The following is a 14,366-nucleotide window of genomic DNA, read 5'->3' on the forward strand; positions in this document are numbered from 1 at the left end:
GGCGGGTAGCCGCCGCCGCCCGCGGCAGCCGCCGCGGCCGCGGCCGCGGCTGCCTCCCGCTCGCGGATCTCGCGGCGCGTCATGGGACGACCCTTGTTGTCACTCATCGTGAAGACCTCGATACAGTCCGTGCTTGGCGATGTACTGGACCACGCCGTCAGGCACCAGATACCAGACCGGCAACCCCTCCTCGGCCCGCCTGCGGCAGTCCGACGAGGAGATGGCGAGCGCAGGAACCTCGAGCGTCGTCACACCGTCCCGAGGCAGCCCGTCCACGGAGAGCAGGTGCCCTGGCCGTGTGACAGCGACGAAGTGTGCCATGTCCCACAGCTGGTCGGCATCCTTCCACCGAAGAATCTGCTGGATGGCGTCGGCACCCGAGATGAAGAAGAGGTCCGCGTCGGGCCGCTGCGCGCGCAGGTCCCGGAGCGTGTCCACCGTGTAGGTGAGGCCCTCGCGGTCGATGTCGACCCGGCTCACGGTGAAGCGCGGGTTGGACGCCGTGGCGATCACCGTCATGAGGTACCGGTGCTCGGCCGGGGTGACCCGCTGGTGCTGCTTGAACCCGGGCCGGCCGGTGGGGACGAAGACGACCTCGTCGAGCCCCAGGTGCGCCGCCGCCTCGCTCGCGGCCACGAGGTGGCCGTGGTGGATGGGGTCGAACGTACCGCCCATCACTCCGATGCGGGGTCGGGTTCCGGCGGGAGCACTCATGCGGCGGGCGGGCTCAGTGGCGGTTGCCGACGTTGCGGAACGCGTACGTGACGATCAGAGCGGCCACGAGCGAGCCGAAGGCGATCAGGCCGAGCGCGATGGGCGAGATCGACTCGCCGGCGTGCTCCGAGGCGGCCTCAGCGGCCAGGACGGCGGTGTGCAGCACGGGTGTTCCTCCCAGTCGGACGTGCTCAGGTGCGCTTTAGTCTCTCACGGACGCTCCGGGCCCCGTGCACGTCACGGCTTCACGTGCCCGTCGCCCGTCACCACCCACTTGGTCGTGGTCAGCTCGGTCAGGCCCATGGGGCCGCGCGCGTGCAGCTTCTGCGTGGAGATCCCGATCTCGGCGCCGAGGCCGAGCTCGCCCCCGTCCGTGAACCGGGTCGAGGCGTTCACCATGACCGCGGCGGAGTCCACCTCGGCGACGAACCGGTCGGCCGCCGCGATGTCGCGCGTGACGATCGCCTCGGTGTGCCCGGAGGACCAGGTGCGGATGTGCTCGATCGCCTCGTCGAGGGACGGCACGACGCGCACGCCCAGCTCGAGCGCCAGGTACTCGGTCGCCCAGTCCTCGTCCGTCGCGGGCAGCGCGGTGGCGCCGGCCGGGGCGTAGGACAGGGCGGCGGGGTCGCCGTGCAGCACCACGCCGGCGTCGGCGAGCGCCGCGAGCGCCACGGGCAGGAACGCCGGCGCCGCGTCCTCGTGCACGAGCAGCGTCTCCGCGGCGTTGCACACGCCCACGCGCTGGGTCTTGGCGTTCAGGACGATCGCGACGGCCATGTCGACGTCGGCCGTCGCGTCCACGTAGACGTGCACGTTGCCGACGCCGGTCTCGATGACGGGGACGAGCGACTCGCGCACGACGGTCTGGATGAGGTCCGCGCCGCCCCGCGGGATGAGCACGTCCACGAGGCCGCGGGCCCGCATGAGCGCGACCCCGCCCGCACGCCCGTGGGCGTCGATGGACTGCACGAGGTCGCCGGGCAGGCCGCTCGCCTCGAGCGCGCCGCGCATCACCGACACGATGACGGCGTTCGACGAGGCGGCCGCGCTGCCGCCGCGCAGGATCACCGCGTTGCCGGACTTGAGGGCGAGGCCCGCCGCGTCGACGGTCACGTTGGGCCGGGCCTCGTAGATCATCCCGACGACGCCCATGGGCACGCGCACCTGGCGCAGCCGCAGGCCGTTGGGCAGGGTCTGGCCGCGCACGACCTCGCCGACCGGGTCGGGCAGGCCCGCGACGTCGCGCAGCGCGTCGGCGATCGACGCGATCCGCCGGGCGGTGAGCGCCAGGCGGTCGAGGAGGCCGTCGGACATGCCGCTCGCCCGGCCACGATCGACGTCCTCCGCGTTGGCGGCGACGATCGCGTCGGCGTGCGTCACGAGGGCGTCGGCGACGGCGCGCAGGGCGGCGTCCTTGGTCGCGCGGGTCGCGGTGGCCAGGGCGCGCGAGGCGACCTTGGCGCGGCGGGCGACGTCGTGCACCGCTGCGGTCACGTCGGTGCCCTGCGGCGGCTCCACCGCCCCGGTGGTCTCGCCTCCGGTCAGGGTCGCCTCGTGGCTCGTTGTCGTCATGCGTCGAGCGTACGTCGGACGGGCCGGGATGCCGAGGGCGATCCGTGGTGCGGACGGGCTACCGGCCCAGCACGAGGTCGTCGCGGTGCACGACGACGCGGTCGTACCCCTCGCCGAGCTCGTCGCGCAGCGCGTAGGTGGAGCGGCCGAGCAGCGCGGGCAGGTCGCTCGCGTCGAAGGCGACCAGGCCGCGGGCGAACACGGTGCCGTCGGGCGCGACGAGCTCGACGGGGTCCCCGGCGTCGAAGTCGCCCTCGACCCGGGTGACCCCGGCGGGCAGCAGCGAGGCGCGGCCGCCGAGCACGGCACGGGCCGCGCCGTCGTCCACGTGCAGGCGGCCCTCGGTGCGCGCGGCGTGCGCGATCCACAGCCTGCGGGCCGACGTGCGGGGGCCGGTGGCCGCGAAGAAGGTGCCGACGTCGCCGCCCGCGAGCGCGTCGGCCGCATGGGCTGCGAGCGTGAGGACGGCGGGCACGCCCGCGCCGGTCGCGATCCGCACCGACTCCAGCTTCGTGACCATGCCGCCGGTGCCCACCGCGCTGCCGCGCGCGGTGACCTCGACGCCCGCGACGTCCTCGAGGTCGGTGACGAGCGGGATGCGGCGGGCGCCCGGGCGCGACGGCGGGGCGTCGTGCAGGCCGTCGACGTCGGTCAGCAGGACGAGGGCGTCGGCGCGCACGAGGTGGGACACGAGCGCGGCGAGGCGGTCGTTGTCGCCGAACTTGAGCTCGTCCGTGGTCACGGCGTCGTTCTCGTTGATGAGCGGCACGACGCCGAGCGCGAGCAGGCGCTCGAGCGACCGCTGCGCGTTGCGGTAGCGCGAGCGGCGCACGGTGTCCTCGGCGGTGAGCAGGATCTGGCCGATCTGCAGGCCGTAGGCGGCGAACTCCTCCTGGTAGCGGCGCACGAGCTGGCCCTGGCCCACCGAGGCCGCCGCCTGCATGGTGGCGAGGTCGCGCGGCCGGGTGCCCAGGCCCAGCGGGCCGATGCCGGCGGAGACCGCGCCGGAGGTGACCAGCACGACCTGTCCCCCCGCGGCCTGCCGGGCGGCCAGCACCCCGACGACGCCCCGCAGCGCGTCGACGTCGAGGTGCCCGTCCGGGCCGGTGAGGGACGACGAGCCGATCTTGACCACGACGCGCCGCGCCGACGCGATGGCGGCGCGGGGGCCCGTGGTCTCTTCCGTGCGTTCTCCGGTGGGGTCGCTCACGGCCCCATCCTCACCGGATCGCGGGCCCGGGCGCGCGGTCATTTCACGCACCGGTCACGGGAGCGGCCGTCAGTCGTCCTCGGGGTCGGTCCAGTGGCCCGACTCGCGCTCGGTCCACAGCTCCTTGCGCGCCGCGGCCTTGGCGTCCATGCGCTCGTGGTGCTCGCGCCGCTTCTCGCCGCGCGTGGGCCGCTCGTTCTGGTCGAGACGCAGGTCCGTGCCGCGGCCACCGAGCAGCTCCGGCCCGGTCTGCAGCGTGGGCTCCCAGTCGAAGACGACGGCGTTGCGCGGGTCGCCGATGCGCACCTCGTCGCCCGCGACCGCGCCCGCCTTGAACAGGCCGTCCTCGACGCCGAGCTTGGCGAGCCGGTCCGCGAGGAAGCCGACCGCCTCGTCGTTGTTGAAGTCGGTCTGCCGCACCCAGCGCTCGGGCTTGTCGCCGCGCACCTCGAACCAGTAGTCGGTCTCGCCGCCCAGGCGGCGCACGGTGAACTTCGTCTCGTTCACGGCGCGGGGGCGCAGCACGACCGGCGCCGGCTCGGGCGGCGGCGCGGCCGCACGGGCCTTCTCCACCGTCTCGGCCAGCGCGAACTTCAGCTCGCGCAGGCCCTCGTGGCTCGCAGTCGAGATCTCGAAGACGCGCAGCCCGCGCGCCTCGAGGTCGGGCCGCACGAAGTCGGCGAGCTCGCGCGCCTCGGGCACGTCGATCTTGTTGAGCACGACGAGCCGGGGGCGCTCGGTCAGCGGCACACGGCCGCCGGCGATGCCCAGGTCGCCCGAGTAGGCGGCGAGCTCCGCCTCGATGACGTCGAGGTCGCTGAGCGGGTCGCGGCCGGGCTCGAGGGTCGCGCAGTCCAGGACGTGCACGATCATCGCCGTCCGCTCGATGTGCCGCAGGAACTCCAGGCCGAGGCCCTTGCCCTGGCTCGCGCCCGGGATGAGGCCGGGTACGTCGGCGACCGTGAAGCGCGAGTCCCCCGCCTGCACGACGCCGAGGTTCGGCACGAGCGTCGTGAACGGGTAGTCGGCGATCTTGGGGCGCGCGGCCGAGATGGCCGCGATGAGGGACGACTTGCCCGCGCTCGGGAAGCCGACGAGCGCCACGTCGGCGATCGTCTTGACCTCGAGCTCGACGTCGACCGCCTCGCCCTCCTCGCCGAGCAGCGCGAACCCGGGGGCCTTGCGCTTCGGTGACGACAGCGCCCGGTTGCCCAGGCCGCCCTTGCCGCCCGCCGCGACGACGTACTCGGCGCCGTCACCCACGAGGTCGGCCAGGACGTTGCCGTCCAGGTCCTTGACGACGGTGCCGTCCGGCACCTTGAGCACGAGGTCGCCGCCCTTGGCGCCGTCGCGGTCGTCGCCCATGCCCTGCGTGCCCGACGTCGCGCGCCGGTGCGGCGAGTGGTGGTACTCGAGCAGGGTCGTGGTGTTCGCGTCGACCACGAGGCGGACCGAGCCGCCGTCGCCGCCGTCGCCGCCGTCGGGGCCCGCCAGGGGCTTGAACTTCTCCCGCCGGATCGAGGCACAACCGTTCCCGCCGTTGCCGCCGACGGCGTGGAGCACCACCCGGTCCACGAAGCTCGCCATGTCTCGATCCTCTCAGGGTTGAACAGAACAGACGAAGGGGGCGCACCGTGACCGGTGCGCCCCCTTACGCGGAAGCCTGGATCAGGCCTCGGCAGCCACGATGTCGACGACCTTGCGGCCACGACGCGTGCCGAACTGGACGGCGCCGGCGTCGAGGGCGAACAGGGTGTCGTCCTTGCCACGGCCGACGTTGGCGCCGGGGTGGAAGTGGGTGCCGCGCTGGCGGACGATGATCTCGCCGGCCTTGACGACCTGGCCACCGAAACGCTTCACGCCGAGGCGCTGGGCGTTGGAGTCACGACCGTTGCGCGAGGAGCTCGCGCCCTTCTTGTGTGCCATCTGGAGAACCTGTCTTTCGGGACGAAGGAGAAGCTTGGTCGCACGCGGGCCCGTCAGGACGCGCCCGCAGCGGAAGTCACTTGATGCCGGTGACCTTGAGGCGGGTCAGCGACTGGCGGTGACCCTGGCGCTTGCGGTAGCCGGTCTTGTTCTTGTACTTGAGGATCGTGATCTTGGGACCCTTCTCGTCCCGCACGACCTCAGCGGTGACCTTGACCTTGGCCAGCTTCTTGGCGTCGGTGGTCACCTTCTCCCCGTCCACGAGCAGCAGGGCCGGGAGCTCGACGGTGTCACCGGCAGCGGCCTGGACACGGTCCATGACCACGATGCTCCCGACGGACACCTTCTCCTGGCGGCCACCGGCCTTGACGATCGCGTACACCACGTTCAACTCATCTCTCTAGTCTTGGCGTGCGCGCACGACGGGATCCACCGGCTTTGCTGTGACTCGCTCCGCCGCGGCGGTCGAGTGCGGTGCGCCATGGGCACGCAGGACGGGTGTGCAGACAGCACACCGAAGAACCAGGTTACGCGATGGGTTCTGCGGCGACAAACCGGTGGTCGGTGGCGTTGCCCACGTCCCCCGCCGCCCCTTTCCCTCGTCTGCTACGGTGCATGACTGTTTTTTGACTCAGATCTGCTGAACCCCCCATTCGCCGCACGAGAGGATCTCCGATGGCGAGCCGCAGAGGCACCAGCCGCCGTACCGCCCACCCCGCACTCCTGCCCGGACTGGGCGTGGAGCGCACCCACAGCGACTTCGGGACGAGCTGGGGGGTGTTCGCGTTCGCCGCCCTGCTCGTGGCAGGGGTCATCGCCTGGGGCGCGTTCGCACCCGACAGCCTCGCCGCCGCGTCGAGCGCGGGGCTGAGCTGGGTGTCGGGGTCCTTCGGCTGGCTGTTCGGCCTCCTGACGGTCGTCGTCTTCGGCTTCATGATGTGGCTCGGGTTCGGGCGGTACCGCGACGTCCGCCTCGGGCACGACGGCGAGAAGCCCGAGTTCTCCACCGGCTCGTGGCTCGCGATGCTGTTCTCCGCGGGCATCGGCATCGGCCTGCTGTTCTACGGGCCGTACGAGCCGATGACCTACTTCCTCGACCTGCCGCCGGCGTACGAGAGCCTCGACCCCGGCAGCAACCCGGCGATGCACGCCGCGCTGGTGCAGACCATCTTCCACTGGGGCCCGATGGCGTGGGCCTACTACGCGCTCGTCGGCGGCGCCGTCGCCTACGCGGCCTACCGCAAGGGCCGCAGCCCGCTGATCTCGTCGCTGCTCGAGCCGATCTTCGGCGAGCGCACCAAGGGCTGGCTCGGCGCCGTCGTCGACTCGTTCGCGATCATCGTGACGCTGTTCGGCGTCGCCGTCTCGCTCGGCATCGGGGCGCTGCAGATCGGGCGCGGCGTCGAGATCGTCGGGGGCACCGGACCGCTCGGCAACGGCGTGATCATCGGCATCATCACCGTCCTGTCGGTGGCGTTCATCGTCTCGGCGGTGTCCGGCGTCAAGCGCGGGATCCGCGCCCTGTCGAACATCAACATGGTCGTCGCGGGGCTCCTCGGCGTCTTCGTGTTCGTCGTCGGGCCGACGGCGTTCCTGCTCAACCTGTTCCAGGGCACGCTGCTGCAGTTCGTGGGCGACGCGTTCCGGCTCATGGCGCAGACCGCCGCGACCGCCCCGGACGCGCAGGCGTTCATGGACGGCTGGACCACCTACTACTGGGCGTGGTGGGTGTCGTGGACGCCGTTCGTCGGTCTGTTCATCGCCCGGATCAGCCGCGGGCGCACGCTGCGCGAGTTCGTGACCACCGTCATCGTGATGCCGAGCGCCGTGTGCCTCACCTGGTTCACGATCCTCGGCGGCACGTCCATGTGGATGGAGCAGGCCAACGGCGCGCTGAGCGCGGCCGAGTCGCCGCAGGACATGCTGTTCACCCTGCTGCACGAGCTGCCCTTCGGCACGTTCACGTCGCTCGCCGCGATGCTCTCGATCATCATCTTCTTCGTGACCAGCGCCGACTCCGGTGCCGTCGTCATGGCGAGCCTGTCGCAGCGCGGCAACCCGAGCCCCAGCCCGTGGGTCACGATCGTGTGGGGCATCGCGCTGGCCGCCATCGCGGCCGTGCTCCTGGTCGGCGGCGGGTCCGTGGCGCTCAACGGGCTGCAGAGCCTCGTCATCATCACGGCGCTGCCGTTCGCCCTCGTCGTGATCCTCGTCATGGTCGCCTGGGCGAAGGACCTCGCGCGCGACCCGCTGATGCTGCGCCGCCGGTACGCCCGCGAGGCGGTCGTCCGGGGCGTGCGCACCGGCATCGAGCGGCACGGCGACGACTTCGTCGTGGGCGTCGTGCACACCGAGGACCCCGACAAGGGCGCAGGCGCGTGGCTCGACACGACCGACCCCGCGCTCACCGAGTGGTACCAGCCGGAGGCGGACGGTTCCACGGGGAACGGTGCTGCGAACGGCGCGGCGAACGGTGCGCAGAAGGGCGCACAGAACGGGCAGTCCGAGGACCCGGAGCCGGTCGGCGCCCGCTGATCCCGCGGCTCCGGGACCGCGGCTCCGGGACCTGGCGACCGGGATCGGCCTGTGCCTACCCTGGAGCAGGTGATCTGCGATGGTCTCGGAGCCGGCGGTCGAGCACGACGACATCCAGCGCGCGCTGCGCGCGGTGCCGCGCCGCGAGTTCCTGCCGCGGGCGCAGCGGCCGTTCGCCGGCCAGGACCGCCCGCTGCCGATCGGGCGCGGCCAGACGTCCTCCCAGCCGAGCACCGTCGCCGCCATGCTGCGGCTGCTCCGTGTACCGCTGGGCGCCCGGGTGCTCGACGTCGGGTCGGGCTCGGGCTGGAGCACCGCGCTGCTCGCGTTCCTCACGGGGCCCTCGGGCCACGTGCTCGGCGTCGAGCGTGACGAGCGTCTCGCCGCCTGGGGCGCGAGCAACGTCGGGCGCACCGGGATGACGTGGGCGCAGGTCGTGCGGGCGGCACCCGGCGTGCTGGGCGTGCCGCGCGAGCGCGGCTGGGACCGGATCCTGGTGTCGGCGTCGGCGGACGCGCTGCCCCGGGCCCTGGTGGCGCAGCTCGGCTATGGCGGGCGCATGGTCATCCCCGTGCGGACCACGCTCGTGCTCGTCGAGCGGCTGCCCGACGGGCGCACGCGCGCGACGAACCACGGCGGCTACCGGTTCGTGCCCCTCATCGAGGACTGACCGTCGACGTGCCTGCGGCAGCGTGCCTCGTACGACTCCGACCCGCCGACGTGCGCCGCGACGGGCACGAGCGCGCCGCCCGGCCCTTCGGGCACGGCGGCGACCCGGACGTGGAACGCGGCGTCCGCGCCGCACACCGCACAGACGGCGGTGAGCTTCTCGACCGACTCCGCGAGCGCCATGAGCTCGGGCAGCGGCGAAAAGGGCTGCCCGTCGAACGTCACGGACAGGCCGGCGACGACCACGACCAGCCCCCGGCCGGCCAGCTCCGAGACGACGGGCACGAGGGCGGGGCCGAAGAACTGGGCCTCGTCGATCGCGACGAGCTCGACGGGCACGCCGTCGTCGCCGCCGGCCACGAGGGCGGGGAGGTCCGCGGCGTCGGCGGCGGTGCGCGAGGCGACGGCGGCGCCCGCGTGCGACGTCACCTGCCCGGCACCCCTGCGGGTGTCGAGCGCGTGGCTCACGACGAGGACGCCGCGTCCCCCGACCCGCGCCCGGCGCACGCGGCGCAGCAGCTCCTCCGACTTGCCCGCGAACATGGGACCGGCGATCACCTCGAGGCGGCCGGTGCCGAGACCGTCTTTCATGGTCGCCAGTCAAGCACCCGGCTACGGTGACGGGCATGCCACCCGCCGCGGACACCGTCCTGTTCCTTCCGGATCTCGGCGCAGGCCCCGACTCCTGGGCGGCGCAGCTGCGCGCCCTCCCGGAGTGGATGACCGGCCTGGCGCCCGAGATCCCCGGTCTCGACCGGGCCGGCACGCCGGGCGCGTTCACGTTTCCCGGCGCCGCGGCCGGACTGCGGGACCTCCTCGACGAGCGCCGGATCGAGCGCGTGCACGTGTGCGGCCTGTCGCTCGGCGCCATGACGGCGACGCAGCTCGCGCTGGACTTCCCCGAGCGCGTCGCCTCGCTCGTGCTCTCGGGCAGCCAGGTGGCGCCGCACCCGGCCCTCATGACGGTCCAGCGCGCGGTGATCAGGCTGCTGCCGGAGAGCACAGCGGCCGGGATGGGACTCACCAAGGCGCAGTGGCTGGGCGCGCTGCGCGTCGTCGCGGACGCCGACTTCCGGCCGGGGCTGGCGAGCATCCAGGCCCCCGTGCTCGTGCTGTGCGGGGCCCGCGACGTCGCCAACCTGCCGGCGGCCCGCGAGCTCGCCGCCACGCTCCCCGACGCCGAGCTGCAGATCGTCCCGCGGGCGGGTCACACGTGGAACGTGGAGCTGCCCGACCTGTTCTCGCGGACGGTGGCCACCTTCTGGGCGCGGCTCGCGGCCCGGGCCTGACGCCGCCCCGGGAAAGTCCGCCGTGACCAGGCGATCAGGCACGCTTCAGGCCGGAAAACGTGCCAGATCGCCTGGTCGCGGGGGGGGCGGTCACCGACCGAGCAGCCGCAGCGCCACGCCGACGGCTGCGCGGCCGTCCAGGGCCGACGCGTTCGCGGCGGCGCCACCGGACACGGTGACCTCGACGTCGGGGAACCACACCGTCGTCACGACCGACTCCACGATCTCCGCGCCGAGCGTGAGGGAGTAGGCGACGCCGCCCGCCTCGGTCACGGCGGGGTCGGCGTGCTCCTCGAAGCTGTCCATCGCGCGCAGCAGGTCGAGCGCGGGCGGCTCGGCGGACTCGTTGGCCACCATCCCCACCTCGACGCTCCGGACGAGGCTCGGGTCGGTGGCGCTCTCGGGGGACTCCCAGAGGCAGGTCACGCCCCACTCGTCGACGACGTTGCCCTCGTCGGGCTCGAGGTCGGCGATGTGGTCGGCGACGACGGCGCCGACGTCGTCGCAGCTGCTGATGTGGGCCAGCGGCGCGCCGTCGGCCTCCTCGGGCCCTGCCTCGTCGGAGGCGGGTTCCTGGACAGCCGCGACGTCGTCGGCCGTGGCGGGCTCGTCGGTGTCACCGCCGGTGCACCCGGTCAGGGCGAGGGTGCCGAGCGAGGTCAGAGCAAGGGTCACGAACAGTCGCCTCACGCCGGGACGGCACCAACCGGACGTCACGCCCGACGGCGGGTTCACCCGTGTGACCAGCAGGTTCACCCGCCGACGAGCGGCACGCCGCGGGCTACAGGACCCGCTTCGCTCCCGGGATCCCGCGGAGCAGGCCCGCCAGGACCCAGCACAGCGGGACGGCGATCACGAGCAGCAGCAGGAACTTCACGAGCGCGGGTGCCGCGAGGGGCGCGAGCAGGATCGCGACGGCGACCAGCACGAGGGCGTGGATCAGGTAGACCGTGAACGATCCCTGCGCGGCCCACCGCGCCCACGCGGGCGTGCCGGAGAGCCGCTCGCGGAACAGCACCAGCAGCCCGACGATCGCGCTCACCGCGAAGACGTTCTCGGTGAGCGCGGCGACCGCCTGGGCCCCGAGGCCGGCACCCGGCGCCGTCCCGAGCGCGGTGCCGCCGAGCGCCAGGCCCACGGAGAGGACGGCCACCACGAGAGCGACTCGGCCCTGTCGTCGGCTCAGGCCGGCGAGCCAGCCCCGACGCGAGGCGAGGACGCCGACCACGAAGAGTACGACGTACTGCGGCAGGTAGGCCGGCGAGGGCAGACCGCCGAGCTCCCAGTAGGTACCGGCGGGCACGAGCAGCCGCCAGAGGAACGTGAGCACGGTGAGGAGCCCGACGAGGGCGGCGATGCCGCGGAACCGGACCGGCGCGGCCTCTTGCGGGGTGACGACCACGGGGCTGCCGCCCGACCGGCCGCGGACCGCACGGACGGCCGCGTAGGCGAGCGACATGACGAGCAGGACCTCGACGAACCACAGCGGACCGGCGTCGCCGACCGTGAACCAGAAGGTCAGGAACGACTCCCCGGCGGCGCGGTGCTCGGGCCATCGGGGAAGCGCGAGGACGGGGCGCGCCAGGAGGAGGAAGGCGGCGAGCGGGACGCCGAGGCGGACCAGCCGGTCCCGCGCGAAGGAGCCGGCCCCCTTGCGGTCGACCGAGCCGGCGACGAACAGCCCGGAGATGAGGAAGAAGAAGCCCATGAAGAAGAACTGGTTCGTGATGACCAGCAGCATCAGCGCGACGCCACCCGGGCCGGTGCTCGGCTCGGTCCAGTACCAGAGCGGGAGGGCGCCGTAGGTGAGAGCGGTGTGGTGCACGAGGACCAGCACGGTCAGCAGGATGCGCAGGTTGTCGATGTACCCGAGCCGGGTGCGGGGCGGTGCGGGGGTGAGGGTCGTCATCGGGAGCTCCGTCGTCGTGTCCACTGGTTCATTACTCGACCAATGAACCACAGAACCGACGAGGTGCGCAACGGTTTTCCGCGCGGGCACACGAAAACGCCGAGGGCCGCCACCTCGCAGTGGCGGCCCTCGGCGGGTCAGGAGCTCAGGTCACAGGCCGAACAGCCGGGCCCAGAACCCCTTCTTCCTCTGTGTCTCAGGCGACCTCGTCGCCGGCTCCTTTGGGCGGTTCCGGCTGCTCAGGACCGGAGCCTCCCTCCGGCGCGTCGCTCGTCGGAGATGCCGGAGCCGGCTGCGGCTCCGGCTCGGAGGAGGACGCCGAACCCGCCGTCGGCAGCTGGATCTCGTCCAGCGACGTCGGCCCCTCGGGCGCGGGCTCCTTGGCCTCGTGGGCGTGCTGCGCCGCTGCCGCGATGGTCGCGAGCGTGGCCTTGACGGCCTCGCGCGCCTCCGACCGCTCCTCGGGCAGGCTGGCCACCGGGGCCGCGGGCTCCGGGGTCGCCGCCACCTTGTCCTTGCCACGCTTGCGGCGGGCACGCGCCGAGCGCGGGCCCTCGTCGGACGACGCCGCACCCGAGCCGGACTTCTCGATCGGCTCGTCGTGCACGATGAACCCACGACCCTTGCAGTGCTCGCAGGTCTCGGAGAACGCCTCCACGAGGCCCTGGCCCACGCGCTTGCGCGTCATCTGGACGAGACCGAGCGACGTCACCTCCGCCACCTGGTGCTTGGTGCGGTCCCGGCCGAGGCACTCGACCAGACGGCGCAGCACGAGGTCGCGGTTCGACTCGAGCACCATGTCGATGAAGTCGATGACGATGATGCCGCCGATGTCGCGCAGCCGGAGCTGGCGCACGATCTCCTCGGCCGCCTCGAGGTTGTTCCGCGTGACGGTCTCCTCGAGCGTGCCGCCCGCACCGGTGAACTTGCCGGTGTTGACGTCCACGACGGTCATGGCCTCGGTCCGGTCGATGACCAGCGAGCCGCCCGACGGCAGCCAGACCTTGCGGTCCATCCCCTTGGCGAGCTGCTCGTCGACGCGGTGCACCGCGAACACGTCGGTGTTCTCGGCCCACTTGGACACGCGCTCGCGCAGGTCGGGAGCGAGCTCCTCGACGTAGTGCGCGATCTCGTCCCACGCGTTCTCGCCCTGCACCACCAGCGACGAGAAGTCGTCGTTGAAGATGTCGCGGACCACGCGGATCGCCATGTCGGGCTCGCCCTGCAGCAGCGCGGGCGCCGACGCCTTCTTGGCCTTGGCCTGGATCGCGTCCCACTGGCCCTGCAGACGCTCGACGTCGGCGCGCAGCTCGTCCTCGCTCGCACCCTCGGCCGCCGTGCGCACGATGACACCCGCACCGTCCGGCACGACCTCGCGCAGGATCTTCTTGAGGCGCGACCGCTCGGTGTCGGGGAGCTTGCGGCTGATGCCCGTCATGCCGCCGCCCGGCACGAACACGAGGTAGCGGCCGGCGAGCGTGATCTGGCTCGTCAGGCGGGCGCCCTTGTGGCCGATCGGGTCCTTGGTGACCTGCACCAGCACCGAGTCGCCCGACTTCAGCGCCTGCTCGATGCGGCGCGGCTGGCCCTCGAGGCCCGCGGCGTCCCAGTTCACCTCGCCGGCGTACAGGACGGCGTTCCGGCCCTTGCCGACGTCGACGAACGCGGCCTCCATGGAGGGCAGCACGTTCTGGACCCGGCCCAGGTACACGTTGCCCGCCATCGACGCCTGCGACTGCTGCGAGACGTAGTGCTCCACGAGCACGCCGTCCTCCAGCACCGCGATCTGCGTGCGGCCGTTCTTCTCCCGCACGATCATCGAGCGCTGCACCGACTCGCGGCGCGCCAGGAACTCGGCCTCGGTGATGATCTGGCGGCGGCGCCCGTGGTCGCGTCCCTCGCGGCGGCGCTGCTTCTTGGCCTCCAGGCGCGTCGAGCCCTTGAGCGCGGTGACCTCGTCGCTGCGGCTGGACCGCGCGGCGGCCGCCTCGGCGCGCTCACCCCGCGTGCCACGACGACGCCGGCGACGACGGCGGCTGCTGCCCTCGCCGTCCGCGCCGTCCTGGGCGTCGCCCTCGGTGTCGTTGTCCGCGTCGGAGTCGGAGTCGACCTCGTCCGACGACGACTGGGCGTCGTCGTCCTGGTCGTCGTCCTCGTCGGCGGAGTCGTCCTGCTCGTCGGAGCGGCCGGTGCGGCCACCCCGGCGGCCCCGCCCTCCCCGGCGACGACGACGGCGCGACGGGCGCACCTCCTCGTCGTCGTACTCCTCGAAGTCCTCGGGGGCGAGCTCCTCGAGCTCGACGCCCTCGGCCGCCAGCTCGTCCTCGATCGCGGCGACCTCGTCGACGGCCGCCGCGTCGTCGGCGCTCAGCTCGGCCGCGACGAACTGCGGGGCGGCGGACGGCGCGGTGCTCGCGCCGGCGTCGGCCTGCTGCGACTCGGCCTCCTGCGACTCGGCCTGGTCGGCACCGGCCTGTGCCGCCTCGACCTGCTCGGGCGCGGCCTGCTCGGGCGCGGCCTGCCCGCTGCGGCGGACGGC

At 73.1% G+C, this 14,366-nt stretch carries 14 protein-coding genes; 3 read left to right on the top strand and 11 right to left on the bottom strand.

Annotation, left to right across the window (positions count from 1 at the left end; all coding sequences use genetic code 11):
- Positions 1 to 99: 99 nt before the first annotated feature.
- The 7 genes from nadD to rplU all read right to left on the bottom strand — a co-directional run bounded on the left by nadD (position 100) and on the right by rplU (position 5,810).
- The gene (gene nadD, locus HLB15_RS18090; RefSeq protein WP_171107215.1) at positions 100 to 714 is read right to left on the bottom strand and encodes a nicotinate-nucleotide adenylyltransferase; all 615 of its coding nucleotides are present in this window, start codon (positions 712 to 714) and stop codon (positions 100 to 102) included.
- A gap of 13 nt (positions 715 to 727) precedes the next feature.
- On the bottom strand, positions 728 to 880 hold the full coding sequence (locus tag HLB15_RS18095) for a hypothetical protein (protein WP_171107218.1): 153 nt from the start codon (positions 878 to 880) through the stop codon (positions 728 to 730).
- 71 nt (positions 881 to 951) lie between these two features.
- Positions 952 to 2,289 carry a glutamate-5-semialdehyde dehydrogenase gene (locus HLB15_RS18100; RefSeq protein ID WP_229785008.1) on the bottom strand — a complete coding sequence of 446 codons (1,338 nt, stop codon included), beginning with the start codon at positions 2,287 to 2,289 and terminating at the stop codon, positions 952 to 954.
- A 58-nt stretch (positions 2,290 to 2,347) separates the two neighbouring features.
- Entirely contained in the window at positions 2,348 to 3,499 is a 1,152-nt protein-coding gene (gene proB, locus HLB15_RS18105) for a glutamate 5-kinase (protein WP_229785006.1), read from the bottom strand.
- A gap of 69 nt (positions 3,500 to 3,568) precedes the next feature.
- Positions 3,569 to 5,086 carry a GTPase ObgE gene (gene obgE / locus HLB15_RS18110; protein WP_171107220.1) on the bottom strand — a complete coding sequence of 506 codons (1,518 nt, stop codon included), beginning with the start codon at positions 5,084 to 5,086 and terminating at the stop codon, positions 3,569 to 3,571.
- 81 nt (positions 5,087 to 5,167) lie between these two features.
- A complete protein-coding gene (rpmA, locus tag HLB15_RS18115; RefSeq protein WP_171107222.1) occupies positions 5,168 to 5,425 on the bottom strand; it encodes a 50S ribosomal protein L27 in 258 nt (85 codons plus the stop codon).
- 76 nt (positions 5,426 to 5,501) lie between these two features.
- Positions 5,502 to 5,810, bottom strand: coding sequence for a 50S ribosomal protein L21 (gene rplU, locus HLB15_RS18120; RefSeq protein ID WP_171107224.1), 309 nt, complete (start codon positions 5,808 to 5,810; stop codon positions 5,502 to 5,504).
- 290 nt (positions 5,811 to 6,100) lie between these two features.
- Here rplU and HLB15_RS18125 point away from each other — a divergent pair, with 290 nt between their 5' ends.
- Both HLB15_RS18125 and HLB15_RS18130 read left to right on the top strand, forming a co-directional pair.
- The gene (locus HLB15_RS18125) at positions 6,101 to 7,960 is read left to right on the top strand and encodes a BCCT family transporter (protein ID WP_171107227.1); all 1,860 of its coding nucleotides are present in this window, start codon (positions 6,101 to 6,103) and stop codon (positions 7,958 to 7,960) included.
- 79 nt (positions 7,961 to 8,039) lie between these two features.
- Complete coding sequence (locus HLB15_RS18130) at positions 8,040 to 8,630, top strand: protein-L-isoaspartate O-methyltransferase family protein (protein ID WP_171107229.1); 591 nt, start codon at positions 8,040 to 8,042, stop codon at positions 8,628 to 8,630.
- Here the strand turns inward: HLB15_RS18130 and HLB15_RS18135 are convergent.
- Positions 8,600 to 9,220: a thymidine kinase gene (locus tag HLB15_RS18135; RefSeq protein WP_171107231.1), complete on the bottom strand. Its 621-nt coding sequence runs from the start codon at positions 9,218 to 9,220 to the stop codon at positions 8,600 to 8,602. The two genes, HLB15_RS18130 and HLB15_RS18135, sit on opposite strands and share 31 nt — an antisense overlap.
- 35 nt (positions 9,221 to 9,255) lie before the next feature.
- Between HLB15_RS18135 and HLB15_RS18140 the strand changes: the two genes are divergently transcribed.
- Positions 9,256 to 9,918: an alpha/beta fold hydrolase gene (locus tag HLB15_RS18140; RefSeq protein ID WP_171107233.1), complete on the top strand. Its 663-nt coding sequence runs from the start codon at positions 9,256 to 9,258 to the stop codon at positions 9,916 to 9,918.
- A gap of 90 nt (positions 9,919 to 10,008) precedes the next feature.
- Here HLB15_RS18140 and HLB15_RS18145 read toward each other — a convergent pair whose 3' ends face one another.
- The 3 genes from HLB15_RS18145 to HLB15_RS18155 form a co-directional block, all read right to left on the bottom strand.
- Positions 10,009 to 10,593, bottom strand: coding sequence for a hypothetical protein (locus HLB15_RS18145; RefSeq protein WP_171107235.1), 585 nt, complete (start codon positions 10,591 to 10,593; stop codon positions 10,009 to 10,011).
- Between the two features lie 106 nt (positions 10,594 to 10,699).
- Positions 10,700 to 11,827 (bottom strand): acyltransferase family protein, encoded by a 1,128-nt coding sequence (locus HLB15_RS18150; protein ID WP_171107237.1) that lies wholly within the window; start codon positions 11,825 to 11,827, stop codon positions 10,700 to 10,702.
- A gap of 196 nt (positions 11,828 to 12,023) precedes the next feature.
- Positions 12,024 to 14,366: Rne/Rng family ribonuclease (locus tag HLB15_RS18155; protein WP_171107240.1), on the bottom strand; the 2,343-nt coding region annotated here is incomplete at its 5' end.

It is taken from the genome of Promicromonospora citrea (genome assembly GCF_013004695.1).
GTDB classification, from domain to species: domain Bacteria; phylum Actinomycetota; class Actinomycetes; order Actinomycetales; family Cellulomonadaceae; genus Promicromonospora; species Promicromonospora citrea.

Excerpts from the sequence above, each read along its gene's own strand:
- HLB15_RS18125 (WP_171107227.1), top strand. The coding sequence starts at position 6,101 with ATGGCGAGCCGCAGAGGCACCAGCCGCCGTACCGCCCACCCCGCACTC.
- HLB15_RS18150 (WP_171107237.1), bottom strand. The coding sequence starts at position 11,827 with ATGACGACCCTCACCCCCGCACCGCCCCGCACCCGGCTCGGGTACATC.
- HLB15_RS18135 (WP_171107231.1), bottom strand. The coding sequence starts at position 9,220 with ATGAAAGACGGTCTCGGCACCGGCCGCCTCGAGGTGATCGCCGGTCCC.
- HLB15_RS18140 (WP_171107233.1), top strand. The coding sequence starts at position 9,256 with ATGCCACCCGCCGCGGACACCGTCCTGTTCCTTCCGGATCTCGGCGCA.
- obgE (WP_171107220.1), bottom strand. The coding sequence starts at position 5,086 with ATGGCGAGCTTCGTGGACCGGGTGGTGCTCCACGCCGTCGGCGGCAAC.
- rpmA (WP_171107222.1), bottom strand. The coding sequence starts at position 5,425 with ATGGCACACAAGAAGGGCGCGAGCTCCTCGCGCAACGGTCGTGACTCC.
- HLB15_RS18130 (WP_171107229.1), top strand. The coding sequence starts at position 8,040 with ATGGTCTCGGAGCCGGCGGTCGAGCACGACGACATCCAGCGCGCGCTG.
- HLB15_RS18100 (WP_229785008.1), bottom strand. The coding sequence starts at position 2,289 with ATGACGACAACGAGCCACGAGGCGACCCTGACCGGAGGCGAGACCACC.
- nadD (WP_171107215.1), bottom strand. The coding sequence starts at position 714 with ATGAGTGCTCCCGCCGGAACCCGACCCCGCATCGGAGTGATGGGCGGT.